41 protein-coding genes are annotated in these 24,333 nt (G+C 43.3%); 6 read left to right on the top strand and 35 right to left on the bottom strand.

From position 1 onward, the window contains the following. Positions 1-41: 41 nt before the first annotated feature. From ACJJI7_RS11210 to ACJJI7_RS11200, 3 genes are read right to left on the bottom strand one after another with little or no spacing between them, the layout of a single operon-like run. On the bottom strand, positions 42-191 hold the full coding sequence (locus ACJJI7_RS11210) for a hypothetical protein (RefSeq protein ID WP_282951535.1): 150 nt from the start codon (positions 189-191) through the stop codon (positions 42-44). Beyond that, a complete protein-coding gene (locus ACJJI7_RS11205) occupies positions 188-535 on the bottom strand; it encodes a 3TM-type holin (protein WP_282951536.1) in 348 nt (115 codons plus the stop codon). Before ACJJI7_RS11205 ends, ACJJI7_RS11210 begins: the two co-directional genes overlap by 4 nt. A gap of 23 nt (positions 536-558) precedes the next feature. Further along, entirely contained in the window at positions 559-948 is a 390-nt protein-coding gene (locus ACJJI7_RS11200; RefSeq protein ID WP_444902135.1) for a DUF5675 family protein, read from the bottom strand. Positions 949-1,038: 90 nt separating this feature from the next. Here ACJJI7_RS11200 and ACJJI7_RS11195 point away from each other — a divergent pair, with 90 nt between their 5' ends. Together ACJJI7_RS11195 and ACJJI7_RS11190 are read left to right on the top strand one after the other, a co-directional pair. Continuing rightward, positions 1,039-1,359: a hypothetical protein gene (locus ACJJI7_RS11195; protein ID WP_282951538.1), complete on the top strand. Its 321-nt coding sequence runs from the start codon at positions 1,039-1,041 to the stop codon at positions 1,357-1,359. Between the two features lie 168 nt (positions 1,360-1,527). Then, positions 1,528-1,872 (top strand): hypothetical protein, encoded by a 345-nt coding sequence (locus tag ACJJI7_RS11190; protein ID WP_444902136.1) that lies wholly within the window; start codon positions 1,528-1,530, stop codon positions 1,870-1,872. Between the two features lie 390 nt (positions 1,873-2,262). On the opposite strand, the gene ACJJI7_RS11185 is transcribed toward ACJJI7_RS11190, so the two are convergent. The 11 genes from ACJJI7_RS11185 to ACJJI7_RS11135 all read right to left on the bottom strand — a co-directional run bounded on the left by ACJJI7_RS11185 (position 2,263) and on the right by ACJJI7_RS11135 (position 10,139). Continuing rightward, positions 2,263-2,367, bottom strand: a complete 105-nt coding sequence (locus ACJJI7_RS11185) for a hypothetical protein (RefSeq protein ID WP_475717135.1) — start codon at positions 2,365-2,367, stop codon at positions 2,263-2,265. A gap of 229 nt (positions 2,368-2,596) precedes the next feature. Then, the gene (locus ACJJI7_RS11180) at positions 2,597-4,459 is read right to left on the bottom strand and encodes an FG-GAP repeat domain-containing protein (protein ID WP_444902137.1); all 1,863 of its coding nucleotides are present in this window, start codon (positions 4,457-4,459) and stop codon (positions 2,597-2,599) included. 611 nt (positions 4,460-5,070) lie between these two features. Then, on the bottom strand, positions 5,071-5,232 hold the full coding sequence (locus ACJJI7_RS11175) for a hypothetical protein (RefSeq protein WP_444902138.1): 162 nt from the start codon (positions 5,230-5,232) through the stop codon (positions 5,071-5,073). Further along, positions 5,232-5,576, bottom strand: coding sequence for a D-Ala-D-Ala carboxypeptidase family metallohydrolase (locus tag ACJJI7_RS11170; RefSeq protein ID WP_475717134.1), 345 nt, complete (start codon positions 5,574-5,576; stop codon positions 5,232-5,234). The genes ACJJI7_RS11175 and ACJJI7_RS11170 overlap by 1 nt, the downstream gene beginning before the upstream one ends. A gap of 289 nt (positions 5,577-5,865) precedes the next feature. Continuing rightward, the gene (locus ACJJI7_RS11165; protein ID WP_282951543.1) at positions 5,866-7,449 is read right to left on the bottom strand and encodes a hypothetical protein; all 1,584 of its coding nucleotides are present in this window, start codon (positions 7,447-7,449) and stop codon (positions 5,866-5,868) included. A gap of 528 nt (positions 7,450-7,977) precedes the next feature. Continuing rightward, positions 7,978-8,316 (bottom strand): hypothetical protein, encoded by a 339-nt coding sequence (locus ACJJI7_RS11160; RefSeq protein WP_444902139.1) that lies wholly within the window; start codon positions 8,314-8,316, stop codon positions 7,978-7,980. A gap of 387 nt (positions 8,317-8,703) precedes the next feature. Next, positions 8,704-9,012: a hypothetical protein gene (locus ACJJI7_RS11155; RefSeq protein ID WP_282951545.1), complete on the bottom strand. Its 309-nt coding sequence runs from the start codon at positions 9,010-9,012 to the stop codon at positions 8,704-8,706. Further along, positions 8,972-9,187: a hypothetical protein gene (locus tag ACJJI7_RS11150; RefSeq protein WP_282951546.1), complete on the bottom strand. Its 216-nt coding sequence runs from the start codon at positions 9,185-9,187 to the stop codon at positions 8,972-8,974. Before ACJJI7_RS11150 ends, ACJJI7_RS11155 begins: the two co-directional genes overlap by 41 nt. A gap of 52 nt (positions 9,188-9,239) precedes the next feature. Then, on the bottom strand, positions 9,240-9,485 hold the full coding sequence (locus ACJJI7_RS11145; RefSeq protein WP_444902140.1) for a hypothetical protein: 246 nt from the start codon (positions 9,483-9,485) through the stop codon (positions 9,240-9,242). Between the two features lie 50 nt (positions 9,486-9,535). Further along, the gene (locus tag ACJJI7_RS11140) at positions 9,536-9,934 is read right to left on the bottom strand and encodes a hypothetical protein (RefSeq protein ID WP_444902141.1); all 399 of its coding nucleotides are present in this window, start codon (positions 9,932-9,934) and stop codon (positions 9,536-9,538) included. Next, positions 9,888-10,139 (bottom strand): hypothetical protein, encoded by a 252-nt coding sequence (locus tag ACJJI7_RS11135; RefSeq protein ID WP_475717126.1) that lies wholly within the window; start codon positions 10,137-10,139, stop codon positions 9,888-9,890. Before ACJJI7_RS11135 ends, ACJJI7_RS11140 begins: the two co-directional genes overlap by 47 nt. 570 nt (positions 10,140-10,709) lie before the next feature. On the opposite strand from ACJJI7_RS11135, the gene ACJJI7_RS11130 reads away from it, so the two are divergent. Then, on the top strand, positions 10,710-11,003 hold the full coding sequence (locus tag ACJJI7_RS11130; protein ID WP_475717125.1) for a LexA family protein: 294 nt from the start codon (positions 10,710-10,712) through the stop codon (positions 11,001-11,003). 23 nt (positions 11,004-11,026) lie between these two features. On the opposite strand, the gene ACJJI7_RS11125 is transcribed toward ACJJI7_RS11130, so the two are convergent. Next, a complete protein-coding gene (locus ACJJI7_RS11125) occupies positions 11,027-11,491 on the bottom strand; it encodes a hypothetical protein (protein ID WP_282951548.1) in 465 nt (154 codons plus the stop codon). 228 nt (positions 11,492-11,719) lie between these two features. On the opposite strand from ACJJI7_RS11125, the gene ACJJI7_RS11120 reads away from it, so the two are divergent. The 3 genes from ACJJI7_RS11120 to ACJJI7_RS11110 are packed head-to-tail and all read left to right on the top strand — an operon-like array spanning position 11,720 to position 12,419. Continuing rightward, positions 11,720-11,932 carry a hypothetical protein gene (locus ACJJI7_RS11120; protein ID WP_282951549.1) on the top strand — a complete coding sequence of 71 codons (213 nt, stop codon included), beginning with the start codon at positions 11,720-11,722 and terminating at the stop codon, positions 11,930-11,932. Next, the gene (locus ACJJI7_RS11115; RefSeq protein WP_282951550.1) at positions 11,929-12,120 is read left to right on the top strand and encodes a hypothetical protein; all 192 of its coding nucleotides are present in this window, start codon (positions 11,929-11,931) and stop codon (positions 12,118-12,120) included. The genes ACJJI7_RS11120 and ACJJI7_RS11115 overlap by 4 nt, the downstream gene beginning before the upstream one ends. Further along, complete coding sequence (locus ACJJI7_RS11110) at positions 12,117-12,419, top strand: DUF7673 family protein (RefSeq protein ID WP_282951551.1); 303 nt, start codon at positions 12,117-12,119, stop codon at positions 12,417-12,419. Before ACJJI7_RS11115 ends, ACJJI7_RS11110 begins: the two co-directional genes overlap by 4 nt. Before the next feature lie 888 nt (positions 12,420-13,307). Here ACJJI7_RS11110 and ACJJI7_RS11105 read toward each other — a convergent pair. The 20 genes from ACJJI7_RS11105 to ACJJI7_RS11010 all read right to left on the bottom strand — a co-directional run bounded on the left by ACJJI7_RS11105 (position 13,308) and on the right by ACJJI7_RS11010 (position 23,795). After that, the gene (locus ACJJI7_RS11105; RefSeq protein WP_444902142.1) at positions 13,308-13,613 is read right to left on the bottom strand and encodes a hypothetical protein; all 306 of its coding nucleotides are present in this window, start codon (positions 13,611-13,613) and stop codon (positions 13,308-13,310) included. Between the two features lie 159 nt (positions 13,614-13,772). Continuing rightward, the gene (locus ACJJI7_RS11100) at positions 13,773-14,246 is read right to left on the bottom strand and encodes a hypothetical protein (protein ID WP_444902143.1); all 474 of its coding nucleotides are present in this window, start codon (positions 14,244-14,246) and stop codon (positions 13,773-13,775) included. 318 nt (positions 14,247-14,564) lie between these two features. Continuing rightward, positions 14,565-14,840 (bottom strand): CPCC family cysteine-rich protein, encoded by a 276-nt coding sequence (locus ACJJI7_RS11095; RefSeq protein WP_353056849.1) that lies wholly within the window; start codon positions 14,838-14,840, stop codon positions 14,565-14,567. Between the two features lie 148 nt (positions 14,841-14,988). Further along, entirely contained in the window at positions 14,989-15,483 is a 495-nt protein-coding gene (locus ACJJI7_RS11090; protein WP_282951554.1) for a hypothetical protein, read from the bottom strand. 95 nt (positions 15,484-15,578) lie between these two features. Beyond that, positions 15,579-15,989: a hypothetical protein gene (locus ACJJI7_RS11085; RefSeq protein WP_020411059.1), complete on the bottom strand. Its 411-nt coding sequence runs from the start codon at positions 15,987-15,989 to the stop codon at positions 15,579-15,581. Between the two features lie 97 nt (positions 15,990-16,086). Then, positions 16,087-16,398 (bottom strand): transthyretin-like family protein, encoded by a 312-nt coding sequence (locus ACJJI7_RS11080; protein WP_282951555.1) that lies wholly within the window; start codon positions 16,396-16,398, stop codon positions 16,087-16,089. Between the two features lie 72 nt (positions 16,399-16,470). Further along, entirely contained in the window at positions 16,471-16,938 is a 468-nt protein-coding gene (locus tag ACJJI7_RS11075; protein ID WP_282951556.1) for a DUF4275 family protein, read from the bottom strand. Positions 16,939-17,489: 551 nt separating this feature from the next. Further along, positions 17,490-17,720 carry a hypothetical protein gene (locus ACJJI7_RS11070; RefSeq protein WP_282951557.1) on the bottom strand — a complete coding sequence of 77 codons (231 nt, stop codon included), beginning with the start codon at positions 17,718-17,720 and terminating at the stop codon, positions 17,490-17,492. Positions 17,721-17,809: 89 nt separating this feature from the next. Then, positions 17,810-18,085: a DUF7710 domain-containing protein gene (locus ACJJI7_RS11065; RefSeq protein WP_020412082.1), complete on the bottom strand. Its 276-nt coding sequence runs from the start codon at positions 18,083-18,085 to the stop codon at positions 17,810-17,812. Between the two features lie 132 nt (positions 18,086-18,217). Beyond that, the gene (locus tag ACJJI7_RS11060; RefSeq protein ID WP_282951558.1) at positions 18,218-18,511 is read right to left on the bottom strand and encodes a hypothetical protein; all 294 of its coding nucleotides are present in this window, start codon (positions 18,509-18,511) and stop codon (positions 18,218-18,220) included. A gap of 26 nt (positions 18,512-18,537) precedes the next feature. Then, on the bottom strand, positions 18,538-18,927 hold the full coding sequence (locus tag ACJJI7_RS11055; protein WP_444902144.1) for a hypothetical protein: 390 nt from the start codon (positions 18,925-18,927) through the stop codon (positions 18,538-18,540). A 160-nt stretch (positions 18,928-19,087) separates the two neighbouring features. Further along, on the bottom strand, positions 19,088-19,699 hold the full coding sequence (locus tag ACJJI7_RS11050) for an immunity protein Imm33 domain-containing protein (protein WP_282951559.1): 612 nt from the start codon (positions 19,697-19,699) through the stop codon (positions 19,088-19,090). 109 nt (positions 19,700-19,808) lie between these two features. Then, positions 19,809-20,324 carry a hypothetical protein gene (locus ACJJI7_RS11045; RefSeq protein WP_282951560.1) on the bottom strand — a complete coding sequence of 172 codons (516 nt, stop codon included), beginning with the start codon at positions 20,322-20,324 and terminating at the stop codon, positions 19,809-19,811. A gap of 87 nt (positions 20,325-20,411) precedes the next feature. Further along, a complete protein-coding gene (locus ACJJI7_RS11040; RefSeq protein WP_282951561.1) occupies positions 20,412-20,816 on the bottom strand; it encodes an SMI1/KNR4 family protein in 405 nt (134 codons plus the stop codon). A 39-nt stretch (positions 20,817-20,855) separates the two neighbouring features. After that, a complete protein-coding gene (locus ACJJI7_RS11035) occupies positions 20,856-21,428 on the bottom strand; it encodes a hypothetical protein (RefSeq protein WP_282951562.1) in 573 nt (190 codons plus the stop codon). A gap of 60 nt (positions 21,429-21,488) precedes the next feature. Next, positions 21,489-21,878 (bottom strand): DUF6678 family protein, encoded by a 390-nt coding sequence (locus tag ACJJI7_RS11030; RefSeq protein WP_282951563.1) that lies wholly within the window; start codon positions 21,876-21,878, stop codon positions 21,489-21,491. Positions 21,879-21,992: 114 nt separating this feature from the next. Further along, the gene (locus ACJJI7_RS11025) at positions 21,993-22,397 is read right to left on the bottom strand and encodes an SMI1/KNR4 family protein (RefSeq protein WP_282951564.1); all 405 of its coding nucleotides are present in this window, start codon (positions 22,395-22,397) and stop codon (positions 21,993-21,995) included. 101 nt (positions 22,398-22,498) lie between these two features. Then, complete coding sequence (locus ACJJI7_RS11020; protein ID WP_282951565.1) at positions 22,499-22,798, bottom strand: hypothetical protein; 300 nt, start codon at positions 22,796-22,798, stop codon at positions 22,499-22,501. Between the two features lie 322 nt (positions 22,799-23,120). Further along, a complete protein-coding gene (locus ACJJI7_RS11015) occupies positions 23,121-23,504 on the bottom strand; it encodes a hypothetical protein (protein ID WP_282951566.1) in 384 nt (127 codons plus the stop codon). Between the two features lie 15 nt (positions 23,505-23,519). Beyond that, on the bottom strand, positions 23,520-23,795 hold the full coding sequence (locus ACJJI7_RS11010) for a hypothetical protein (RefSeq protein ID WP_282951567.1): 276 nt from the start codon (positions 23,793-23,795) through the stop codon (positions 23,520-23,522). Positions 23,796-24,333: the final 538 nt, after the last annotated feature.

Here is a 24,333-nt window from a genome sequence, read left to right as displayed (position 1 = left end):
TACAGCCTTTCCTATATTTTTTATCTATTGTGATTGTAGTACTAGTTAACGGCAAGGCTTGCTGCAGCTATCAGTACACCAGCAAAACCTAACCAGTTATCTGCAAGCCACCCGGCAAAAGTGCCTACACTAACAGCAGTGAGATAACTGGTTTTTTCTGTTATTTCTTTTACTGCGCCCTGGAAAGTCATGACTGCTTCCAGGTTTTGATAGCCTTCTCAGCGCTGCGCCCCACGACATAACCACCGAGGCCGATTTTTACTACCCCCAGGAGGGCGAGCGCTTGTTCCTTGCCGAGGTTTGGAGCTGTCCACCCCAGCCAATGAGCCACGATCAATCCTACGAACGTCAGCATTGTTAGCGGTCGCCAGTTTCTCTGTATCCATGAGTCACCTATAGCTTCCGTAGTAATCACCTGGGTAGCCCGCTTGAGCTCCTCCAAGTCCATTGTAATGAGCTTAGCATCCACCTTAGCCTTGAGACGGTTAGCCTCAGCCTTGTCAGGGAATGCCTTATCTATAACCTTACCAATCAACTCTTATATAGCTGTAATCATGGTTATTCCGAAATATAGTGAGTGACACTTAATTCAAATCTTGGTAGCAAAACGCCTCGTAATTCCTTCATAGCTTTGCGCGACTGGGTTACCCACCAGGCACCCGGAGCAAGAGGCATACCAATTCCAATACCTCCTTGAACATCAGAGGCGTAGTTGGCGGCGTGAATCAGGATTGTCGAGCGATCTGGAACTTTCTTTAGTTCCCACACGTTAGGATACTTGGCAGAACTATAGGGCTCACATAGGTATAGGCCCTCAGGGATACAGCTCTCAAACGGTCGATTACCCAACCATGGACGCTCTACCTTATAGAAGGTTCGGCCATACAAACTCAATCGCCCCAAAGTAGCACTCGACCCATAGGCAAATCTTATCAGGCTAAAATCCATGAGGTAGAAATTTCCTATTTAGTTTTTTGGTTGAAAGTAGTCAAAAAATAAGTAAGCTACTCCTCCTTTTTAATAAGACAGATAAGAAACATGAATCTTAAAAAAACTCTGGGGGCATTACTTTTAGCTTCAGCCGCACCTTTTGTTTCGGCGGACTCAACTAATGTTCGCGGTAAAATTATATTTACTGAAGGACACCATTCACCAAACTGTCGAACGGTACAGCTAGAAAGTAAATCAACTGGAGAGCTCTTGGTATTTAGAATTCAAGATGACGAAGGTTCTGATGATATTCAATCTATAGTTTTAGCAGCCCTTATGGGTAATAGAGAAGTAATGATCACTTATGATCCTGAGATTACATCGGGTTGCGGAACAAACCCTCGTATTCTTTATGTTAGGATTTATTAATTTTCAAAAGGCCGCATACTCACTATAAATAAACTCTACCATGGAATAACTAATTACTACCCCTATATAGAATTATATCAAACCATAAGAACATCAAGCTCATCTATAGATCAAATTTATTACTTTTAGATGAGAATATTTTATAAATAAACGTAAAAAAATCTTACCATGAAAAAATTAATATTACCGATTGCCATTGCCTTATCTTACTCATCAATCACCAGTGCAGCTGGCATCGCATCTTCATTTGATATTGAGTATGTACGTATCGACGAGTCAGGAAAAGGGCATGTCAAATTCAAGTCTGACCTAAACTATGAACCCGCCGATTGTACTGCCTCCAACTATAAAGATATGCTTGCTTTCGACACGAATGAAAATGGCGGCGCGGCTATATATTCAATGCTTCTGGCAGCTCAAGCTCAAGGCAAAAAAATACATGCTGTTGGGACTAGCTCATGCAAAACATACTCCCAAATCGAAAACTGGAGTTGGGGTTACATTGTTAATTAAAACTTCTATGTAATCAGGGTGTAAAAAACCGGCTCAATAACCGGTTTAATTATTCAAAGCAGAAAAACTGCATGCTGAGGAGTTTATACTTCCTCAGGAAAAAGGTGTCAACAAGCGGCTTTAAGCCGCCCCTTTGTACTCCTGCACAAACTCAGACACAGGCCCTCAAGCTTTTGCGAGCAAAGGGTCCGAACTCTGCTGCAAGCGATTCCAAATTTTTACCTAATCCCTATCCTAACGCTTTTCGGCACACCCTAAAATTGTTTGAACGAACACTCGTCAGAAATTGAAACAAGGTCATCCAAATAAATCGCTCTTTGATCAGCCCTTTTGTTTCACGTCTATACCGGTGAGACTCTCTTCTAAGGCAATTTTGATTAGCTTTTGCACCTAACCTACAGCCACAGAAACATCAACAGCCTGCCCAGAGGCATGGGGCATGGTCGCATTCAATTTTTCGTTTTGAGCTGGACGCCGATAACCAGAAGTAATCATCACGGATTTGCCATAACGCTCCCTAACTCAAATTAATCGCATTAGCATTTAATCTTTAAAATGATTTTTGCACAATAGCGAAAAGCTAGCTCCCGGTTTAAGAAATAGTTATTTTCGAACATCTAATCATCACAAATAAAAAAGCCCGCTTAAAGCGGACTTTATAACAACCAGTAGATTTAGATTAGAGTATAAAACCCTCTCATATGAGGGAGGGGCTAAATCACTATCAAAACTTAGTTAACACGTCAGCTTTTCCGTCACCATTAAAATCTTTGATCACTAAATCTTGAATAGAAACAGAAGATGCATTAATTTTCTCCCATCCAGACTTTCCGGAGAAAGACACCAACCAGTCAGAATTACTTACTATAAAAATATCACTAGTACCATCTCCATCAAAATCAGCAAGCTTCATTCTATCCACAGTTATTTTCGATATCCCCCATTTTATCCATGGATCCTGACCTGATAAACTTACCCACCAGTAAGTACCATCAGCCTTTAATATGTCTGCGATTCCATCACCATTAAAATCACCAATCACTGAATCTGAAAAGTCAGGCATATTTGTATTTAGCGTCTTCCACCCGGAAGTTCCAGACCAAGATACAGACCACGTCCCTTTAGAGTTATGAACAATATCAGTTATACCATCGCCATCAAAATCAGCAAAAGAAAGGCTATCCACTGTTGTAGATGAAGCACCAATTCTATTCCAGGTTCCTTTTCCTGACCACACTACATACCATCCTTCACCACTAGCTCTGAAAACATCAGTTTTCCCATCACCATTAAAGTCACCAAATCGCAACTTATCTTTAGTAACACTCGAAGAAACCAATTTGGTTAAATCACCCTTTGCTTTTGGAGACGTAAACCAATCTGAGCCATTAGCAAGAAGTGCATCAGTCGCTCCATCGCCATCAAAGTCTCCCCAGCCAAAGTTATTAAAATCTTCATCTTCAAATCGACGCCATTCCCAATATTGATCACCAGAGTAAGAAATACTCCAATAACCTGGCACCTTTTCACCATAAACGTTAGGCTTTGCTACTCCAACTTCATCTTTTCCAACAGTTAAATTCCCTGTTACATAATGCTGTCGAACAGCAAACTCTTTATCATCATGAGAAAAAACGTTATCAAAGACCCATGCCCCCTTAATAGGTATTCCTCTAACTTTAACCGCAGTATAGTTGGGGTTATAAAAAATATTGTGGTGATATAAAAAATAATGACCAGCGTTATGATCATCACGATGATCTTTATCATCACCTCCATGAACATCAAAACTATGGCTATTAGCTCCACCTAAAACTAGGTTGTATGCCGCTTCATACTCTGTCCATTCATCTATACTACCCGCACTAGCAATATCATGACGATTATGGTGAAAAAGATTATGCCTAATAGTCACATCCTGACTAGTGTCAGTAACAACGCCATAACCAAGCCCATAAAAACGACAACCTTCTGTTCTCTCACTTCGCCGATTGTGATGTATATGATTATGGTGTATGTCAATTGCTCTTGAAGAATTAATCTTGATTCCCGAAAAGGGCCAAGCAAAGAACTCGTTATTGTCAATTTCAACAGAAGAAGATGACATTACTCGTATACCATCAGCATCTCTATTACCACAATCATCTGTTTCGATCCCCGCAAATGGCCCTTTAAATCTAAGACCTGTAATCCTGATGTCGGATCTATCACCTAAATTGAACAACCCCCTCTTACTCATTTCATCTGTAAAAAGAAGTCCTCCAAGAGCTCCATCCTGTCCCCTGCCAGAAGCAAGTGTAACTCCGCTAGGAATATCTAAATCCCAGTATCCTGTTAAATCTATTTCTGCGTTATCACTGACATATACAATTTGACCAGCGGAAGCCTGAGCCAAAGCATTCTGAAGCTCTTCTCTTGTAGAAACAATATAGTTCGCCTGGTTTACAGAAACCCAACTTCCATACAATTCTCCCCCACCCTTTCTTTTCAAATCAAACTCACTTGAGTAGAGTAAGGACTGAGGAAAAACACCCCCTGAGAAAAACACAAGTACTAAAAATAAAGAAAATTTAAACCTGATGACCATTTATTTATACCTTTAAAACATATTCACTTAAAAATTAACACCAATATGCTCACAAAATTCAATATATTTTTAACATCCACTACTCAAGACAGTTAATTCGATTTCAGTATATTTAATAACTCTCGCTTGGGACAAATTGGTACACAAATACAAATTATCAAAACAGACAAACCAATGTTGTACCAAATTTTACTCAAAAATCATCAAGCAGACTTGATCAATATTTATAAAGGATAGGCATATTAGAAATAGACAGTCTATCAACTCACAAATCAACATGTAGAATATTTAGACACAAAAAACCCAGGTGAGGGAGCTGGTTTTTTTGTAAACAGAAAAACTGCATAATAGGGAGTTTATACCTACTCAGGACAAAGCTGTCAGCATGCGGCCTTAAGCCGCCCTCTGTACTCTTACACAACTTCAGAAACAGGTCCTAAAGTTCTTGCGGGTAAAGCGTCCAAACTCCTCTGCAAGCGCTTCCAAATTTTTATCCACTCCCTATCCCAACTCTTTTTGTCACATCGTAGAATTGTCCGCGCATAACCCTAGTCTATCAATCGCCCATTCGCATCACTCAACGTACACGCATTAATGCAAAATAGTGCCAACTAGCTAAATTTCTCTGAAAGGTACAGCTCTTCCCATTGGTCGAAATCACTCATCAAGTATTGTAGTAGTGCCACCCGCTCTTTGAGTCGGTTAGCTTCCGCCTTATCCGGGAACGCCTTGTCTATGGCTTTTCCGAATAGGTCGGATATAGCTAAAATCATTAATAGCTCCATACCGTAGGGCGCGAATGCTCGCCAGAAATTGAACTAAGGTCATCCAAATGAATAGACCGCTCTTTGATTAGCCCTTTCTGCTTCGCTCCTATACCGGTGAACCCCTCTCCTAAGGAAATTCTTATAAGCTTATGCGCCCCGCTCACAGCTACAGAAACATCAACAGCCTGGCCGGTGGCATGGGCCATAGTGGCATTTAATCTGACGTTATGAGCTGGACAGCGGTAACCGGAATTAATAATCATTGGTTTGCCATAACGCTCTCTGGCTCGAATCAAGCGTCTGAGTGTTTCATCTTTAAAATGATTTTTTCCACAGCAATGACAAGCCATTTCCCTGTTTAGGAAGTAGTCATTATTGAACATTGAGTTACCAGAAATATAAAAGCTCGCATTAAGCGAGCCTTAAGAATTTAGTTTTTTTCAGGACTTATCGAGATAATATTTTTCTACAATAGTCAAACATTGAGGAAGTCAAAAGATCATAACAAGTCATTCACAAAAGCTAGTTACAACAACATACTCCAGCTACAGGAAGCACCTAATGATAGCAGTTTCGCTCGCAATGGAAGTCTAATACTGTAAAGCAAATCTTAACTAAATCGCGATGGAAAACTTGTTATCACTGGGTAATTGTTCCTACATTACCATCTCCTATCTGAACTACTACAGCGGTTTGACCAACTCCAGCTTGGTTAATTGTATGGCTATTACCAATTCCTAATTGAGTGGTAGAAGCAATACTAAGAACTGCGGATGGCTGGGTAATATCTGCATCATTCATAGAACCTATTTGAGTGATGGATCCACTAGTTTCTAAAGTTGTACTTTGATTAATGTTAGCGTCATTCATAACCCCCACTTGATTGGTCAAGGCGCTACTATCGGCAACCGAAATTTGGAAAGGCCTAGCCTCATTCATAGATCCTACTTGATTCGAACTAATAGAGCCTTCTGTGCCTGACTGAGATATACCAATACTATTCATGACGCCTAATTGATTAAGCGAGATTGTATTTTCTGTACCCCACTGGGAAATTCCGACAACATTCATTACACCTATTTGATTTATAAAATTATGAACTGATGTGATCGTACCCTGGCCAATACCAACTGCATTCATAGAACCTATTTGATTAATTGAAGTGCTACTCGCTACGCCGGTATTTTGGCCGTTTCCTGCAATATTCATGGTACCTAACTGGTTGATAGTGCTACTGCTTGAAGTAACCATATTTTGAAAGACGTTAGCTTCATTCATAGCTCCTAGCTGATTGACCAGGGCCCCACTTCCAGTAACCTCATTCTGATCAGTGCCCGCCATATTCATGGAACCAAACTGGTTAACAAACGCAGTACTATCAATAGCATCAAGTTGGCTCACTTCTCCAATATTCATTTGACCCACTTGATTCATGGAAGCAACACTTCCAGCAACCCCATTCCCTTGGCTGAGAATAGCTTCATTTGTGGAGCCCAACTGATTAATAAAAGCACTACTCGCCATCGCTCCAATTTGAGTAATACTGGCCCAATTCGTAGAACCTACTTGGTTGATTGAAGCACTGCTTTCTCTAACCGCTATTTGGCCAAGGCTAGCTCCATTCATATCACCGAATTGATTGATCAAGGCAATACTTGCCATGACCGGACCCGATTGAGCTAGGCTAGCTTGATTCATAGATCCCAGTTGATTGATCAAAGCGATACTTTCAAAGGTAAGAATTTGAGCCAAGAAAGACACATTCATTGAGCCAACTTGGTTAGAACTCGCAAAACTGGTTTCAACATCACGCTGGCCAACAAATGCTTGGTTCGATGATCCTACTTGACCTACCAATGCAGCACTTAGAGAGACATTACCTTGCTCTGCAAAGCCTTCATTTGATTGCCCCAGCTGCACTATTGAGATGCTACTAAGAGAGGTGTCATTAATCTGGGACGAACTAGAAAAGTTTAACTCCCCATTCTGTAGATGTGTTGCTTCACTGCTATTGGTACCAGCATTTTGCACGGCAACTGATTCATTAGAGGTACCAATTTGAGTCTGAACTATTAAGTTATTTTGGGTCGTTAGGCCTGATTGATCTGTATTGGCTAGATTGCCGCCACCAACTTGAATCAATATTGCAGTATTGTCATCTGAAATAACATTTGTACTTAATGTCATCAATATGATTGCAGCAAATGCAATTAATGCCTTCACAAGTAGCTCCTTTACTTAATTGATACGTTCTGAGCGACCTAGGCAAGTGCTTATCCAAATTCACACTTAACAACCAAGATCATATTTGCTATAGCTTTCGATAATCGCATATTCACTTTTGTTTATTTACATGTATCGCGGAAATCAATGGTGATTCTGACATCTGATTAGTCAATATCATGTCTACAGATGCATGAGTTTTTAACCGCTTAAGCTTTTAGCAAAAGTTAGATAATTTCCATGAGATGAAATAGCTAAATCTCTAGGAATAAAGTTTGTAAAGTCATCTGTAAATTTTTACGACAAGGACAACATCTTATTTCCCCTTGAAAATAAAAGCGGACAGGTTGTCCAAAATGAAGCCAAGTACAGAGTTCACCGGGAGATGAAAATAAAGCCCCAGAAACGAAAAAAACCCGGCTAAAGTAGCCGGGTTACTTTTCAACAGAGACAAAGAACTAAAACTGAATACTGATTTTGGCCACTTAAGTTAGCACCGATAAAAATATTTACTTAACCACTCCACTCTCAATTCATATAGACAGAGGTGATGGAATTATAGGTAACTCCCCCTAGACTCACACATTCACCAGAAAATATATTTATCTTTCTTCCTGTCACTTTAGCAGACAGAATCATGGAATACATTTCTTTAGCTATATCACTTTCGCTGAAAAACAATATCGGAACATCTGTATTAGTGCATGTCGTACCGCTCATGGTTACACCGTAAACAAGAAGTCTACTCGTTCCACTACCATTTATAAGTTGAATCTTATTATCAGATATATCCACAAATCCACTACTCACAGCAGCGACTTCAAGAGAAAACAAAAAACCAAATACGACGAATGCTAATTTTTTCATCCAAAGCTCAATCAATAATTATTAAGATACTATTTTTTACGAAATCATCGACCGATCTAATATTTCTTAAATACAGTCATAGACAGAAAGCTCTCATTCATTCATGACCCATGATCGGGATATAAAAAACCCGGCTGGGAAGGCCGGGTTTCCAGCAGAGCAGAAAAACTGCATGCTAAGGAATTTATACCCCTCAGGACAAAGTTGTCAACAAGCGGCTTTAAGCCTTCCTCTGTACTCCTGCACAACCTCAGAAATTGGCCCTAAAGCTCTTGCGGGTAATGGGTCCAAACGCCGCTGTAGGCGCTTCCAAATTTTTACCCACTCCCTATCCCAACGCTTCTTGTCCCACCCTAAAATTGTCCGCGCATGGCCCAGATCTATTAATCAGCCATTTACATCGCGCAGTGCACACACATTAATACAAAATAGCGCCAGCTGGCTAACATTTTCTCGCGGGTGCGGCTCCTCCCACTGGTCAAACTCAGACATCAAGTATTGCAATAGCGCCGCCCGCTCTTTGACTCTTGCGGCTGGCGGGGCGTAGGCGGCCATGCCCCAGCAGAAGGCCAGTGGATCACTCGTTCGCAGCTTGGCGACTACGTCTTGAATTAAACCCTTTTCACAGGCATTCATAACACGGTTGCCGCTGTCCCTAGCCCCCAGGGGTTTCTTTCGCGCTGACTCTTGGAGCATCCACTCGGCAAATGACTTGATTGTCCCTCCCCTGCACCTCTCCACGAATTACAACCTTACGCCCTCTCCCAGCTGATAAAACCGTACTTCGGCCATCCATGGCCTCATAATCAAATGCAGCTGTGAAGCCATCAAAGGCGTCGTGCCACGCTTGTCTGGCACTATCGAATTTCATGTCATGGCCCCCAAGCAATTTTCAAGCAACCAAAAACCAGCCACACACCCCATCAAGCTGCCTTCGGCATGCTCTCGTAGTAATCCTGAAACCCTCTTTCAGCCGTGTGCAAATTATCTCGGTGATACGTGCCCAGGTAATTTATATGGCCCTGGTTTATCCAGAATTGGGTAACCACCGTATTCGCAAACACAACCTCCACGAGGTGAGCGGACTTGGTGCTGAATACGGCTAGGGGGCTGCTGGGGTTGGTTGTGGAAATCCTTTCGATGGCTTCTGGGATGGTGACTGTGCACATGGTGAGCGCTCCTTGGTGATTGGGTTTTACCAGTTGGTATCCGTTGCGATTTAGACTGCGTTGAGGTTTCGTGTTAGCCGCTGCCCTGACGCCCGGGGTTGCGGTGCGAAGTACTTCTCGCGTTTTAGCCAATTGCGCCAAGTGGCGAGCCAATCGAGTTTTACGCCGCGCTGACCGGGTTGGGATATCCAGTAATCGCGGAAGCTTTCGGCAATGTCGTGGATTCGGGGGATCAGGTCTGGGCGGAGGCGTTGGGCTTCGGTGCGGAATTTGTCCGCGAGAACCCAGTTTCCAGGCAAGCGTGTGCCGCGTTTAGGGTTGGCGCGTTTTGGAACTGTGCCTCTCTCTACTGGTTTCTTATTGGTTCTTACTGGTTCTATAGAGAAGGGCGTGTTGTCATTTTCACCGGTTGGGTGCACAGATTTCACCGGTTCGTGTTTTATTTTCACCGGTGAAATCATTGCATCGGTTTACGTGTAAAAAGAGATCATAATTGGTTCTGCGCCCGTTGGATTTTTCCGCGCTCAGGTAGCCCAGTTCTTCCAGCTCTTCGATGGCATTGATCACTAAACGTTTCGTGCATTGCGCAACGTCGGCCAGGTACGCATTGCCCGTGTCACACTGCCCGGTATCACTGTTATGGCAATCGGACAACGCGATTAAAACCAGCTTGCTGTTGGTGTTCTGGTCCTGCGTTTAATGGCCCATGCCGCAGCTTCAAAGCTCACCACCCACCTCCCTTATAGATTTCCATATAGCGCACCGAATTACCGCCCTACTCCACAAGCAGCAGAATCACCATGTCGCAACAGAGGGATTTGAAAATGATTGACCTTCAGGTTTTACCAGCAAACTTATGCCCAGTTAGCTTGCTCACTGGATTTCAACACTTACTTGGTCGTCCAAAGGACCAAATACATCAGGGCGCAGGCGAGCACGGGTAACAACCCGCTGGGTAGCCAGCTCGATTTTTTTACAGAGTTTCGGAGGTGTCGCCCTCTTACCGGTGCCGGCAGTGGACCTGGTGAGCTAGGTATCAAGGAGGAAAGCAATGTTACGCAAGGACCACGAACCCAAGGAAGAATTCCACTGATTAGCTGGGCGCAGGCGGGAGCATTTTGTGAAGCCGTAGACCTACTAGAGCCAGGGGAAGCCGAAGCTTGACTGCCCTACCCCGCTGCTCACTCAAACCGCGCTTTCGCATTACGAGTAAATAGCGATAGCATGACTAGCCCCTACGCAGGCCAGCGCTCTTATCCAGAAGGGACAATCATTTTTGTCGACCCCGACAAACCTCTGACCAATGGCTGCCGAGTTATCGCCAAAATAAATGGTGAGGTCACCTTCAAAGGCTATACAGAAGATATGGGCCATATTTATCTACTCCCCATCAATCCAATCCGCTCCCCGATGAAAGTTACAGGCAAAGATATATCCTTTTGTGGCGTAATTATTGGCTCCTACACCCCTGAGTTGGTTCCTACACCCCTGAGTAAGACACAAAAAAGCCCGCAGTAGCGGGCTTTTTTGAATGCTGAGAATCACAACAGAATCTTTTTTACCATCTCAACTTCAATAACACCGCGAGAAACACAGTTCAAAGTAAGATCTTGAGCCGGCTTTCCCGGTAAGTATTCGCCCTGAATATTTGAGCGAACAATCACATCCCTATCATCAACAACCACATTAAAGGCGACTTCTGTCTTGGTGTAATTATCCTCTAAATAATCTCTGCCCTCGTTTGCACCACAATTGGCCTGCTCCGGCGTGAGCTTCCAGTTTTTTAGGGATGTAGAGATATAACCCGCCTCTAAATCAGAGGACAAAATCTGAAACCCATCCCGTAACAAAGCTTGCCTCGCCTTACTCAATACTTCTTGCTTTGTTGAAAGGTGCTCTAAAGCAAAGTACTCACTAATAATCACTGGCGTCTCATTCGTTGTAATACAACCACCAAGGCCAGCCACTAGCAGAACCACTACTACTGCATGTCTTAGTTTTTTCATTCTTATCCTCCGTGATAAGCGCTCACTGAGCATATCAAGGAGAGGAGCTTTTAAAAAATTAACTTTCGGCTACTGTGGTTGTTAACTAAGGACAGGGCATCAAAATACAAACAGCATGCAACCTAAGGTCACTAGCGCCAAGCTGAAGCGTTAACTCACCGAGCCCACGGCCTCTCGAACAAGGAGACTGCGGAAGCAATTTAGTGCTCTGTAGCCAATGTCACCAACTTGCTGACGGAATGCTTTTACAAACTGCATGCCCGCAACCGTACTGAAGCGGTGGCCAAGGCGGTAAAGCACGGATTAACTCAGTTCGCTCTGATCGCCTCAGTTCTTAGCGGTATTGGTACGGATGCACAGGAGCAATTACGCACCCGTATCCAACACCGCCCCACTATTCGAACTATTCGCATCCGCAATAACCGCGAGGGCATCGTATGACCGCCACAGTCTATGACTTTCCAAAAACTCAAACTCAGAACGACACCAATCGCCCCAGTGGTTATACCGGGCCCATGATCGCTGCAAATCAGAAGTGCCACCGAACCGTAACGGCAGAGCCAAACCCTACTTTGGCCCGGCCAACACAGGGCAATGACTGGCCTCCATTTGGAGGTGATGCGGCATGAGTAATTTCAGCCCCAAACAGAGTGTGGAAACCCTACTCACCCTAGCCAACGGCTACTCCGGCGCTAGCGCAATTGCTGCACGGGTATTGCTTTCAGCCTGGAATAGCAATGATTTCACGATCCCCGTTGCCGACCTCGCTCTACTGGATGGGGATAACGATCAGCACGCACTCAACGCAATTACGCTTCGCTACCAAGGTAAAGACCCCCAAAACGTCATTGCGCATGGCGAGAAAAAGTTTCGCACCCTTTGCGTCGAGTGGTCTCACCTTGAAACCCAAAGAAAGGGAGCAGTGTGAACCAAGCCCAGCAGCTCCCAAGAATACGCTGCCCCCTCTGTGGAAAACTCGCAGAGCCAGTATTTAACGGGAAGCTGTTATTACGCGGCTGGGCTTGCCACCACTGCAAGTACTGGGAGCCGGCAATAGGCCGGTTCAAGAAAGTGGCAGGCACAGGCCATGAATGAATTCTCCCAGCTATTGCAAATCACCCAAGACCTTGATGGCCACAGTAGAAACCCAGCAGTTACAAATAAACGGCATGCGCGAGTAGATAGCCGCGCTCTCTGAAGCTACCCAAGGTCAGCCCCCAAAACAAACTGTGGATAACCAGGAGGCAGCATGTAAAAGGAAAAACTATTCACAATCACTTTATCGGCCAAGTCCAACAAAGTGTATCACTGTAAATTCATACAAAATTAGAGTTTTGGGCCGAAGCTAATTACCAGTTAGAAGTCGCTTAGCCTGTTTACCCCCAAAGGAATTGGCGGACTTAATATGAACTTAAATTTCAGGCATAAAAAAAACCGCTGCTTGAGCGGTTTTTTTGTCGTTGATTTACAACGATAATTTGGTGGAGCTAAGCGGGATCGAACCGCTGACCTCAACATTGCCAGTCTTCCGCACACAAAAATGTAGCGCTATGATTTTATTAGAAAAAACACTGGTTTCAATACTCAATGTCTAGCCCGCCAAACACAAGATACATTTTGACGTCAGGGAAAACAGGCTTATTCGCACTCAAGTCGCCACCTTCGGAAAATATCCCACCCAGTCGTATAGGCTGGCGATGTCATCTCCCATTTCTTCCGGATACCCCCCAGGAAAAGAGTCCCCCGGCAAAAGTGTAGATGGTTTCTGAAAATAATTTTATTACCAATTTCGGATGGAAGGTGTTTGATATGCTTCTTAGCTGCTGAACGATTCCCAAACATTGTTTCTTTTGTAATACCAAAGCATTAAAGGTATCTCTATTGCAGCATATGTGAATAACGTAAACCAAAACCAGTTCAGCTTAAAAAACAAGGCATTAAATTCTTGCCCTGAATTCCAGAACAAGGTGCCAGCTATTATTATCGATATCCCCGATGTAAAAATATCACTAATTGCTAGTTTATTCCCATCTGCCCCTGCTAACTTAAGATAAATCATGAAATATGCAATAAGCACGATGACTAGATTTAGAAGGATGACGATTAGTTCTGGTTCTTTCATGATTCGATTTTCTTTTTCTAGCTAACGCCGCCATAAACGGATGCCGTTGCAACGCAGAGTTAGTCCAGTGGAGGCCACGTACTTTGTGGCCAGAGTGAATCTAATGGCTTTGTATGGATTTGCCGGAGACACCATACTTTGAGTACTACTGACATTAGGCTAAAAATTAATCTTTCCATCTTTACCCCAAATTAAATCATCAAGCAACTGATCTTTTAATGATTGATTCTTTCGCTCTTTATCAATATTTCGTTGTTCCAACATTCTAGCCCGAGGTGTTTTGCCTAGATCCTGGGCAGCCTCACTGTTTTTAGGAGTGTTTATATATGAATCATCAGACCAAAGATCAGCATGGAGAAGATCCTCTTGGCTTGCACAACCTACCCCACAAACAACCATAAAAAAGGCCATTATAAAAATAACTTTATTACTCATAATCCTCAAAAATCTACTCGATTCATAACGCAGGCAGCATGGGCCGGAGTCGCAACGCGGCGGAGGTCCAGTAAATGCGCAGTATTTACGAGCATGCCTGCCCTTGTTAAATGAGATACCTGCATTGTTACGACTATCATAAAACACGACACCACACCCAACAGAATATTCAAAATGATTGCCAATCTCGGTTTGCAAAAACATCCCCAGATAGCAAAAAATAGAGTGATAAGGCCGCAAATTCTGTACGCACCGAGCTTTGACAGTAGGCTAAATAGGGAGTCCTTTAATTTACCCTCCAACTGAAGATAATTATCCCCAACTATTTCCCAGTGAACCATTCCGTAGTAATTTAAAAGTACAAATCCAAAAGCCAAAAAAAGCATAGAATTATAGATGGGAAACCATGCGCTTCTATACCACTTTTGACTCATCACTCTTACTCCATTACTCGACACATTTAACGCGTTTAGCACCTGTGCCGTAAGCGTTGGGTACCTATATTTGTTATATTTATTACTCAACTTCACTGGAGTGTTTATATTCTTTACGAGCTTCAGCTGGTAAAACATATTGAATCATTTCTTCGCAACAAGCTCCATACCTGTCAAAGTTATTTCGTGCTTCGACAAGCGAGAGGCCATGATTGTTGATAGATGGCACTGTCCCCCTAAAACCAACCTCCGAATCCAACTCCCAATAACAAATAATACATATCTCTCCATGTTCACCGCCATTTAGGGATAGATAGCCGCAACAGGGGCACTCAATTGTGGTATTCACTTCATTCATAGATCAGTAAATATAACGCCCGTAGCAGGGGCGACCAATGCTATGCACATTTTGTGCGAAACTGGGAGCACAGCGATCCGCACAAAACGTGCATAGTGTTGGGCATTCCGCGGAGGCCTGAAGGGCCGGAGCAAACTGCCTGCGATTGTTAGTGTTTTCTCCGATCAACCCTGATTGTCTTGATCTCACGATTTGTTAGCTGGCCATTTTCTAAAGTGTAAATAACAGCCTCATACTCATAATATTCATAGTTGGGTGTATTCGATATACTACTTATACGAAAACTGAGATCGCCAGTCACCCAGCTTGCAGGTATACCACGAAGTGCACTCTTCTCATTAAAAACCGAAGACAAATCCAAATATTCAGAAGTTTTTCCGCAAGGATTATTTTTCTCTAGTTGATTTAACCATAGCTCCTTGTCTCGGATTACCCAGTAACCCTTATACCCTCTCCAGTTACCAGAACATACCGTTCGGTCAAAATAACCATTAATTTCTTTGAAATCTGGATGCTGCTGAAGAGGTAGCTCCTCTATATAAAATGTAGCCCCATCAATCCATAGCTCTTCTTGAACCTGAACTGTTGAGTACACATTTTCTGAGAGGGATATCAACAATGTAAGAAAGAAGAGATTCTTCACTAAGTTACTTCCTAACACTTACGCCCGCAATAGGGGCGCAAAGAGTTGGGCGTCCCGCGGAAGCTCAAAGGGCCATAGAAGCCTGCTTGCGTTTGTTAATGGGCTTTGCTCCTTAGCAAGAGAACGAGTACCGGAAGCACAGAAATCGCCAGAAGAACTTTTACACTTGTACTCACTAGAAATCCAGAGCTGAGAATAAAATCTGATAGTGCCGGTGCTACTTCCAGAAAGTTAACAACTCCGTAAATTGAAATAGGAATTAATGGAAGCCCCAAAAGCACCGATAGCTTGACAGGTTGTTTGAGCCGAAGCTTGACAATCAAAATTGCTAACAATGTAGCAAAAATTAGAACGGCACACAGACCATAAATTTCCAGCATCGCTTGATACAGTATTGGCGAGGTTTGGATATCTACTGGGACATACAAGGTGGAGGTGTAACCAAAAAGCCTCTCACAGATCCACGAGTAGAGTACCGCTACCACAAATACCAAGGCTATTTTCATCTTTATACTGATTCTTGACCATTAACTCAGAGTGCAGGGGTGGCTGGAACGAAGTATAAGCCGTCCCGGCGCGAAGCGCCCTTGCTGCCACGATTTGTTAAGTGCTATTTTTGGTACACTTGGTCTCCGATTTCCCAGGGTGGCTTGTAAATACTAGTTTATTACCAGAATAAACGAAGAAACTCGCCTCTTTTTCTATGTTTAATGTGAAAGTTCCATTTTCATCCGTTTTGGTTTCTCCAAGTTTACCAGGCAAGTGAAAAGGAATCCATTCGTTTTCCCATGCTTCTACTTCTGCTCTAGCAATCGGATTATCTTGGCAATCGGTTATCGTTCCGGTATAGGTTTGTGGTGTAGCGCAACCATTCAAAATTAATGTAAGTAAAACAATTGTTACTGACGTCTTCATTCTCTCATGCACTTAACTCCTAGGTAAACTGTGCCGTCAGGTGTCAGTTTGACCTATTTGTTATGTGAATTTTTATGTCCATCCTTTACTCTTGGCAAAGGCTTTTTGTTTCTCTTTTTCAATCTGTTTTTGATTGTCGATATTTAGTTTTTCGTAATCTGGATGTTTGGCAAAGTAGGGCCCTAACCAACCTTCCTCATGAGTAAAGGCCATACACCAAGCCATATTTTTTGGAAAAACATAGTAGTCCAACAAATCAACTGTTTCAGGCTTTAGGTCAGTTAGTACTACTAACTCATCATCGTTTGCCATTATGTAATATTCGTGCGCACTATGATTGTTATATAGTTCGCGTGCTTTCTCTCCTTCGCTTGAAGGATAGCAACCAGCGCTAAAGGTATGCCATTTATAAGCTTTGGTATTTGCTCCCTGGGAATTCTTAGCGAAAGTGGCCATCCACTGCTTTTGAATGCTCCACATTTCCTTCTCGTAGAGGACTTCTAAGATTTTTCCTGGGTGGCATTCAATTACTTGTTCCATCACCTTCTCCGTGGACAAATAACGCCTCAATAACGGGCAGACAAACCGAAGGTTTGGCTGTCCAGCCGAAGGCGACCGTTGATTGATTTGTTAAGTGTAGCTATATCAAACAACCATCATCTACAAAAAATTTAAAAAATATAGGACAAACTATACCGTAAGATAATAGCCGTTATTAACTATGACAAAATAACAAAGCTGTAAAATTAAGATTATTATTCCAGCTTTTATAAACCTATTTTTAGATTTACTACCTAGGTTTTTTTTACAAATACCGAACAATAAAAAAAATATACCTATAGGTATTGCAATAAATACACCCAGCATTTGAGGTACTACTATATACATACCCGTAAAAGCCTCAAAATGAGGGCTGTAGAAAGTATATACCCCTATTATGTATAGTAATAGAGACACTATGAATAGGTATAATATGTAAAATGGATTAAATGGTTTCATATGACACTTAACGCCCGCCGCACAGGCGAGCAACTTGTTGCGAGTCCACAGCGCGAAGCGCGCATTTGTGGCGGCGCTTGTTATAAATAATTTCAATCATTCAGACCGGTACCCATATTATCTTCTAGCGCCTCTCCGACTTGGTGGAGTCCAAGCACAGTAGTATTCTCGGCCGCCCAATGGAGATTACCAATTATTTCCCGAATCGCCGTTCGGTCCATATTCAGACTTAACTGTGCATCGATAGACTGCAACTCCCTAGATAGCTGCATGCAAGTCGCTGCAACAACATCTAACTTCCTTTTCAGTTCTTCAGGTTCCATTTTTCTATTACTTATAACGCTGAGTGCAGGGGCAGCTGGAACGTAGTGTAAGCTGTCCCGGCGCGCATCGCCCTCGCTACCACGCCTTGTTATGCTTGTTGCCCGTTTTCATAGTGATAATGCTCCTGATTAGCTGACGTAAACCCACCTATAAACTCTGCCGTGCTGTGCTTCTCTTTTTTGGGTTGAAAATATTCGTTTTTAACAGCCCACTCATAAGCACCCGTATCAAGAGGATAAGAGGTAAGAACACCCGTTAGTTTATGAGTTCCAATCCACAGCTCAGCAGACTCTACGCTTGAGAAAGTTCCGCCTGCGAATCGAGCACCAGCGGAATGAAATACCCAAACACACTCTTTACTCATTAATTTCTCTCATAGGCATAACGCCTTGTTAAGCGGCAAACTTTTGTGCAGTGCGACAGCAATGCATAAAAGGCTGTCCGGTGGAGGTCACGCTTTTTTGTGGCCGGAACGCACTTGAGTCATTTGTTAAGTTTACCATGTGCCAAACATCATTAAGACTGGGACTAATGCGAATCTAGTGATGAATACTGGGTACATCAAGTCCTCCCAATCTTCATCTGTTGTAAACTTCATAGTTGCAAGTAAAGCTACTAGCGATATGATTCCTGCACCATTATTAGGTATTAACGCTGCACACAACCCTGCAACAACACTTGCTAGAATTGGTTGCCACAATTTAAATTCAACCTTGAATAGTTTTAATGCAAGACACAGAATCACCGATCCTGCTACTGCATAAACTAAACCAATTACTATTGGGTCCATTATTACTCCTGAAACTTAACGCCGCGCTAATGGGCGCCGTTTTTTGGCGTCCCAGCAGGCGACGCCTGCGAATTGAGTGCCTTGTTAAATTTTTTGTACAGGTAATAGCAGGTAACTGCTGAAACTATACCTGACACAATGTAATACAAACCAACTATTGAAAACATTAGCCAATTACCCGACAGCATAGATATTACCAGGCCACCACCCACGGCCCCAGCAATAACCACAATTGGCAATGAAAATAGTCGGCTCTTGATTAGGGCGATACCCAGCAGGTAGGCCACTATCACGATGGTTGGCGTCATTACCATAAACAATATTGGCATCCATAAAAATACAGAGCTGAAATTGTAATAATGAGTAACAACGCCATCAGGTGTAATCGTTTTTCCATAGCCTGAAAAAAAAGCCATTACAACGGTGCTCACAATCGCTGAAATTAGCACCGATTTCAAGAGAGCTCTGTGATTAATGTGAATATGGCTCATAGGAATTTAACGCCGCCAGCAGAGGCCGAAAAACCAGAGCGAAGCGGTGGTTTTTTGGTCCCTCTGGCTGGCCTTGTTATCTATTTTACTTAATTTCAACTAATAACCCTGATTCATCACGGCCAAACTCTACACCGATATCGCTATCAAGAAGATCTACAAAGCTATCATCTTCACGGAGTACGGCCCCAAGGGAAACATATGAAATATTATCGGCATTATCCATATATTCTTCGGATTCTAAGCCGGTAGACAAACGCCACCCACTATCACTTTCGTCAACTGGAGCCTCTCTATACAGATAACCAACAGATTCTCCTTCATAAAGGATATTGTTCGTAACAAAACACCGTTTGATGTATTTCTCTGTGATGGAGGGAACAGGGTCATCTAGATCTGTATCGATAATGTGACATTCTTCGAATTTAAGTGGGTCACGATGCTTAAGATCCTTAATATAAGCCGGATCATTATCTAAGTATCCTGAAAACCCATCTTCAGATTTCCCCGTAATTTCAACCCACATCCGTTCGGCTTGTGGCGCGTCGGGGTCATCAGAGTCGAAGCTGAATATTAGTTTTACTTGATTTCCAGGTTCTAGTTGAGCAATCACATGGGGTGAAGGCTTATAGAATGTATATGGGAATTCATCTGCGATCTTTTGGGCATTTTCCAGTTGCCAACTTTTTTCCTGCACAATCTCTCCGGTTTAGATTACAGATAACGTCGCGGTAAGCTGCGGCTATGTAGCTGATTGTGTTGTGGCAGCGTAGCGACCGCCACATAAACAAGCGACGGAATAGCCGTCAGTCTTGATCGCCTTGTTGGGTGCATTTTTCGGAACTAAGCCAAACCATAGCATTATAGGTAGGCTGATTGCCGTTTTTACGAATTGTAAACTTCTCGAAGCTGGCCGATGTAATGCGCTCGCACCTCGACTTGAGTGATGCGTTAATTCGTGTGACCAAGCTTGTAGACATCAACGCCTCTTGAAAGGCTGCGCGTAAGGCGACCACCTTAGGATTGTGCATATTTCCAGCCGACGCTAAGGCTTCATTGTGAAGTTCTGGATATTTTGATACTAGGAAATTATGCAGCTCCTTTTGCATTTTAACATCCTCCCCCGATGGGAATGTTCGAAAGTGCTTTAGCCAAACGTCATCAGGAACAAGAGCGATTGCTTCTGAGAGTGAACGCTCTCCCTGATGTGTATCGGAAACCGTAGCCCAGCCATACTCGCTAATATATGTACTCCAGCCAGTACTTTCACCGAATAGTACAGGTGAAAAAATAAGGCTTAAAAGTAATACGAAGATTCTCATATGTACGAGCACCTAACGCCTCAATAACCGGCGCAGCTTTGTTGCGTCCGGCGCCGAATGCGCACAGTTAATTGACTTGTTAAGCATTTATACATTGCTTGACACCCATTCACTAAATGACACACTAATTTTCTTAAAGTGGTCTTTTGGGCCGATTTCAGGGTCATAATCAGTTGGGTCGAATTCAATAACCCTATTTGTGCTACTGGCAGTATCAATACAGTAGTGAATAGCACATCCAATATGAATGAATGGAACCAGCTCTGTGGGCCAAACCCAGTTGGGATCATCTGGATCGTCGGAACAAAATCTCTTATAAAGACTTAGCATAGAATCTTCTAGGTCTGTTTTATGGCCTGAGATAACTCCAAGCAGCCCATATTCAGGGCCAAAGCGACCATTGCCTTTTTGGTTGTAAAGTTCAATCAAAGAGCGTGGAAGTTCTCTTCCTGTTAATTCTTTGAATTCACTTGCTTCCGATTCAATGCTCATAATTCGACTGGATGCTTAACGTCCAAAGCAGTGGGCGCTTTAGCGGTCCGACTGCCTTTGCTTGTTGACCCTTTCATCCTTCAATGCACTTTCATAAGCTGAAACCCAGATCTGCTTTTCTAAATTCGCCATATAATGTTTTTGAAACTCATCTATCCCGCTAATCCAGGCGTGAATTCTTAGAGGTGCTTTGGCTGTAGCCTTAATAGTAAACCACATCGATACCGGTGAATACGTTATCTCTTCTATTTCGCTCCACTTATATTCTCTGAGCCCTCGCCATCCTGATGTTCCTGCAATGCCACCGGCTTTCAGGGTGATCTTTACCGTAAAAAATTCAATATAAAAATAAGCTGTAAAGAGAAAAGCTGCCGAGAATAGCCAAATAACTGCTCGCGCATCTGACTCTGTCTTTACTGGAACGAAGATAAGAGCAAGAAATAAACCACCTATAGATATAATGGAAAGGGCGAGACCGGCACCTCTAATTGAATTCGCATACTTAAGAAAAACATCCCCATTCTCCATAGAGATTGGCTTGGCATTCTTTGAGGCTCCAAGCATCAGCACAAGTACAAAACCAGCAATTGCTGAAATCAACACATAATTCACTCAATACTCCTCTGGGTTAACGCCGGCCTCAACTGCCGGAGTTCAGGTTGCAGGCCCTTGTTATACGAATTCTGGATTAGAATCCGCATTAATGTAACCCCATACCCTATAGTATTTACCTTCAATAGAGTAAGGAATATTAAACTTATGGAGTACTTCAAGTATTCCACTACTTATATCAGTATCCTTGTCAGATACTAAACGACCTCTGAATTCATGTTCATATGAGTCGAAATCTATCCATTCTATCGCGACGGAATCACCAAAAAGTTCATCCCACCACACCTTGCTAAAACCAAGTATTTTATCTTCGTATATCAGCTTATATCTCACTTCTGGAGATGCATCACCTTGGTCAGCGAACAATGAACACAACTCTCTCCACTTAGTCTTGTTCATTACAGAAACAAGCTGTCTTTGATCTATGACTTTAGAAAGGACTTCGTTCATTGAAAACTCGTATAATGCCGTTATAACCGGCCGGAACGTGGTTAGTTTGTTTGCGCTAGCGTAGCGACTAAGCGCAAACAAAGCAACGTAATGACGGTCAGGTTGATAACCTTGTTATACCTTTTTAACCACATCTTCTTGCTCTTCCTTACACAACTGAATGTACTCTTCCATATCTGCTGCAAGCTCTAGATCACTGATATCTCGAGAGTCAAATTCTTCCTCGTGATCAGCAAAATAGATTGTCTTGTCATGCTCTTTTAAGTTTAAGAACATGAAATTTCCAAACCCATCATGGCCAATCGCAAAAAAATGGGGCGGCCATAAATTTCCATAAAAGTGACATTTTCGAAGCTCTAGATTAGTTGTTGTAATCCACTCTAGCTCCTTCACTAAATTATCTTCTACACAATCAATTTCATCCAATGGCTTAAACGGATAGTTCAGTAAAGCCGACTTGTAGAACTCTGGTAAAATTAGGCCTAGCTTATCCTCAATTTCCTTGAAGTGAGTTTCCATCGCCATCTCTCTTGAACGTATAAAGCCCCGCACAGGAGCAGACAAATAAGCGCAGCGTTTTGGCTGTCCCAGCGACCAACGGGAGCGATTGCTGCGGCTTGTTAACTGCGATCATCCTCAGATGCAACCGCATTGAATATTTTGGCTAGCTCAGAACAGACGGACATAGGTACTCCCGTAGTTAGCAATGCTCCTTCTTGGAAACAGATATTGCCAACGTTCTCACCACCCTCGCAGTAGAATGCCACCCCTACACCAGAAAATATTACTTCTTCATGAGTAAATGGATTGACTCCCTTTCTATCTGGGGCTTGCTCAAGAAGTTCATGTTTAGAAATAACCTCGCTCCACAGATCAAGATCGATTCCTTCAGTATCTTTGACGATCTTGCCGAAGTCCATCAACTCTCCTTAGCAGTTAACAGTTTATTAATGAGCCAGTGGCTCACTATCCATTTGGCCACTATTTCTGGGAGGGAGCTTCCAAGCTCCACAGAAAAGCCTTTATTTGCGGCAGGTTACAAACTATTGTCTAAATAACAACCAGAGATAGTGAGCCATTGGCTCAAGTCGTCTGGTTCGACCTCCCGCTCTTGATCACATTTTACCCATAATTAAATCAATAAGTTAGGGGGGAATTTCTGTAGATGTCAGCCATGGCTCTATAATTCGGGCTTTCGCACCGGCGGCACGCCATCTCCACTACTGAAAACCACAGCTAGTATCACCCGCTCGGAATCGCCATAGCCGCAATCAAGTTATGCACAGCCAGTCGGTTAGCCACTTCGACAATGCAGCTCGCTACCAAATCAGCGGCATGGTTGGCGACGTTTACCGGCTGGCCTGCATCAGTCTGCAGAGTCTTGGTTGTTACATAAACGCTGGACATTAGATCGCCGGCACCATCAGTTTGTACTGTGTTTTGGTTGTCGATTACGGCAATCGTACATTTAAGTACTGCAGCAGCCTGAGCATCGCTATTAGTGGGCTCGGTGGTCTGGGTTACCGTTGCACGCACAATGGTGCCGGCACTGTGGCCGTCGTCGATGGTGTAGGCGAACTGCCAAGCCTCCAGGCCTGGCACGGTAATCGGGGAAAAGCTGGGCATTATCTATTCCTTTGCTTAGTCAGATTTGTGTTGTCCGTTATGGGTAATGATGCGGTGTAATGGATCAACGCCGGCGGCATAACTCTTACCACCTACAGAAACCTTGTACACGGTATGCAGGCCGGCACATTCGACCCGCTCGACAGCTTCCCAGGTGAGCGGTTCTTCTTCATGCAGTACACCCAGCTCAACGCCCTCGCAGTACTGCGCCTCGTAGACCCGCCCTGCACGGTCGGTAACGGGGGTTTCACGGCTGCAAATTACCTGGGCACCGCTTGTTGTGGTGAGCAATACGCAGGGTATTTCTGGCTCTGCATCTACCACGCCAGTAATGAGGCTTAGATGGGTTTCCTCGTCGCCAGTATCCCAGCAGTCGATCAGGTTCCCGCTTTCGCAGTTGTCTGCAAGTAAACCTTCGCGCAGCCAAGTGCCTGCAGCAACGCACCAGGGATCTCTAGGGACTGTGGTTCCACCTCCATTGCTCGGGGTTGTAATGGTGCCTATACCTCGGGCCAGGTATTGGCGACCAGCTGGGAAATGTTGGTAGCTTTACTGAATCTATTTCTTCTGTGGTGCCAGGGGGTGGGAATGTGTAGCTGAACAGACTTTTCAGTTTGTTTAAAACGGTATCGCGGATGATGATGCGCTGGCTCATTGGGGATCGCTCCAAGAATTTTGGACATTAAAAAACCCGCTGATGCGGGCTTGTAAAGTTACTGTTCGGCAGAGTCTGTTCGTACTCAGTATTTTTTATGGCACCTGAGTTTCAAAAGCTTCTATGAATAAATTTACAGATTCTTAAGTTTAAAACCTTTGGCAGTTGATCTAA

The organism is Microbulbifer variabilis (assembly GCF_056232115.1).
Note: the sequence above shows the minus strand (reverse complement) of the source record. Positions and strands in the feature narration are given on the sequence as shown.

Bases quoted from the DNA above. Each gene is read 5' to 3' on its own strand.
- ACJJI7_RS11210 (WP_282951535.1), bottom strand. From the start codon at position 191: ATGACTTTCCAGGGCGCAGTAAAAGAAATAACAGAAAAAACCAGTTAT.
- ACJJI7_RS11200 (WP_444902135.1), bottom strand. From the start codon at position 948: ATGGATTTTAGCCTGATAAGATTTGCCTATGGGTCGAGTGCTACTTTG.
- ACJJI7_RS11195 (WP_282951538.1), top strand. From the start codon at position 1,039: ATGAATCTTAAAAAAACTCTGGGGGCATTACTTTTAGCTTCAGCCGCA.
- ACJJI7_RS11190 (WP_444902136.1), top strand. From the start codon at position 1,528: ATGAAAAAATTAATATTACCGATTGCCATTGCCTTATCTTACTCATCA.
- ACJJI7_RS11185 (WP_475717135.1), bottom strand. From the start codon at position 2,367: ATGATTACTTCTGGTTATCGGCGTCCAGCTCAAAACGAAAAATTGAAT.
- ACJJI7_RS11180 (WP_444902137.1), bottom strand. From the start codon at position 4,459: ATGGTCATCAGGTTTAAATTTTCTTTATTTTTAGTACTTGTGTTTTTC.
- ACJJI7_RS11175 (WP_444902138.1), bottom strand. From the start codon at position 5,232: ATGATTTTAGCTATATCCGACCTATTCGGAAAAGCCATAGACAAGGCG.
- ACJJI7_RS11170 (WP_475717134.1), bottom strand. From the start codon at position 5,576: ATGGCTTGTCATTGCTGTGGAAAAAATCATTTTAAAGATGAAACACTC.
- ACJJI7_RS11160 (WP_444902139.1), bottom strand. From the start codon at position 8,316: ATGAAAAAATTAGCATTCGTCGTATTTGGTTTTTTGTTTTCTCTTGAA.
- ACJJI7_RS11155 (WP_282951545.1), bottom strand. From the start codon at position 9,012: ATGCTCCAAGAGTCAGCGCGAAAGAAACCCCTGGGGGCTAGGGACAGC.
- ACJJI7_RS11150 (WP_282951546.1), bottom strand. From the start codon at position 9,187: ATGAAATTCGATAGTGCCAGACAAGCGTGGCACGACGCCTTTGATGGC.
- ACJJI7_RS11145 (WP_444902140.1), bottom strand. From the start codon at position 9,485: ATGTGCACAGTCACCATCCCAGAAGCCATCGAAAGGATTTCCACAACC.
- ACJJI7_RS11130 (WP_475717125.1), top strand. From the start codon at position 10,710: ATGACTAGCCCCTACGCAGGCCAGCGCTCTTATCCAGAAGGGACAATC.
- ACJJI7_RS11125 (WP_282951548.1), bottom strand. From the start codon at position 11,491: ATGAAAAAACTAAGACATGCAGTAGTAGTGGTTCTGCTAGTGGCTGGC.
- ACJJI7_RS11115 (WP_282951550.1), top strand. From the start codon at position 11,929: ATGACCGCCACAGTCTATGACTTTCCAAAAACTCAAACTCAGAACGAC.
- ACJJI7_RS11110 (WP_282951551.1), top strand. From the start codon at position 12,117: ATGAGTAATTTCAGCCCCAAACAGAGTGTGGAAACCCTACTCACCCTA.
- ACJJI7_RS11105 (WP_444902142.1), bottom strand. From the start codon at position 13,613: ATGAAAGAACCAGAACTAATCGTCATCCTTCTAAATCTAGTCATCGTG.
- ACJJI7_RS11095 (WP_353056849.1), bottom strand. From the start codon at position 14,840: ATGAATGAAGTGAATACCACAATTGAGTGCCCCTGTTGCGGCTATCTA.
- ACJJI7_RS11085 (WP_020411059.1), bottom strand. From the start codon at position 15,989: ATGAAAATAGCCTTGGTATTTGTGGTAGCGGTACTCTACTCGTGGATC.
- ACJJI7_RS11080 (WP_282951555.1), bottom strand. From the start codon at position 16,398: ATGAAGACGTCAGTAACAATTGTTTTACTTACATTAATTTTGAATGGT.
- ACJJI7_RS11075 (WP_282951556.1), bottom strand. From the start codon at position 16,938: ATGGAACAAGTAATTGAATGCCACCCAGGAAAAATCTTAGAAGTCCTC.
- ACJJI7_RS11070 (WP_282951557.1), bottom strand. From the start codon at position 17,720: ATGGAACCTGAAGAACTGAAAAGGAAGTTAGATGTTGTTGCAGCGACT.
- ACJJI7_RS11065 (WP_020412082.1), bottom strand. From the start codon at position 18,085: ATGAGTAAAGAGTGTGTTTGGGTATTTCATTCCGCTGGTGCTCGATTC.
- ACJJI7_RS11060 (WP_282951558.1), bottom strand. From the start codon at position 18,511: ATGGACCCAATAGTAATTGGTTTAGTTTATGCAGTAGCAGGATCGGTG.
- ACJJI7_RS11055 (WP_444902144.1), bottom strand. From the start codon at position 18,927: ATGGCTTTTTTTTCAGGCTATGGAAAAACGATTACACCTGATGGCGTT.
- ACJJI7_RS11045 (WP_282951560.1), bottom strand. From the start codon at position 20,324: ATGAGAATCTTCGTATTACTTTTAAGCCTTATTTTTTCACCTGTACTA.
- ACJJI7_RS11040 (WP_282951561.1), bottom strand. From the start codon at position 20,816: ATGAGCATTGAATCGGAAGCAAGTGAATTCAAAGAATTAACAGGAAGA.
- ACJJI7_RS11030 (WP_282951563.1), bottom strand. From the start codon at position 21,878: ATGAACGAAGTCCTTTCTAAAGTCATAGATCAAAGACAGCTTGTTTCT.
- ACJJI7_RS11025 (WP_282951564.1), bottom strand. From the start codon at position 22,397: ATGGAAACTCACTTCAAGGAAATTGAGGATAAGCTAGGCCTAATTTTA.
- ACJJI7_RS11020 (WP_282951565.1), bottom strand. From the start codon at position 22,798: ATGGACTTCGGCAAGATCGTCAAAGATACTGAAGGAATCGATCTTGAT.
- ACJJI7_RS11015 (WP_282951566.1), bottom strand. From the start codon at position 23,504: ATGCCCAGCTTTTCCCCGATTACCGTGCCAGGCCTGGAGGCTTGGCAG.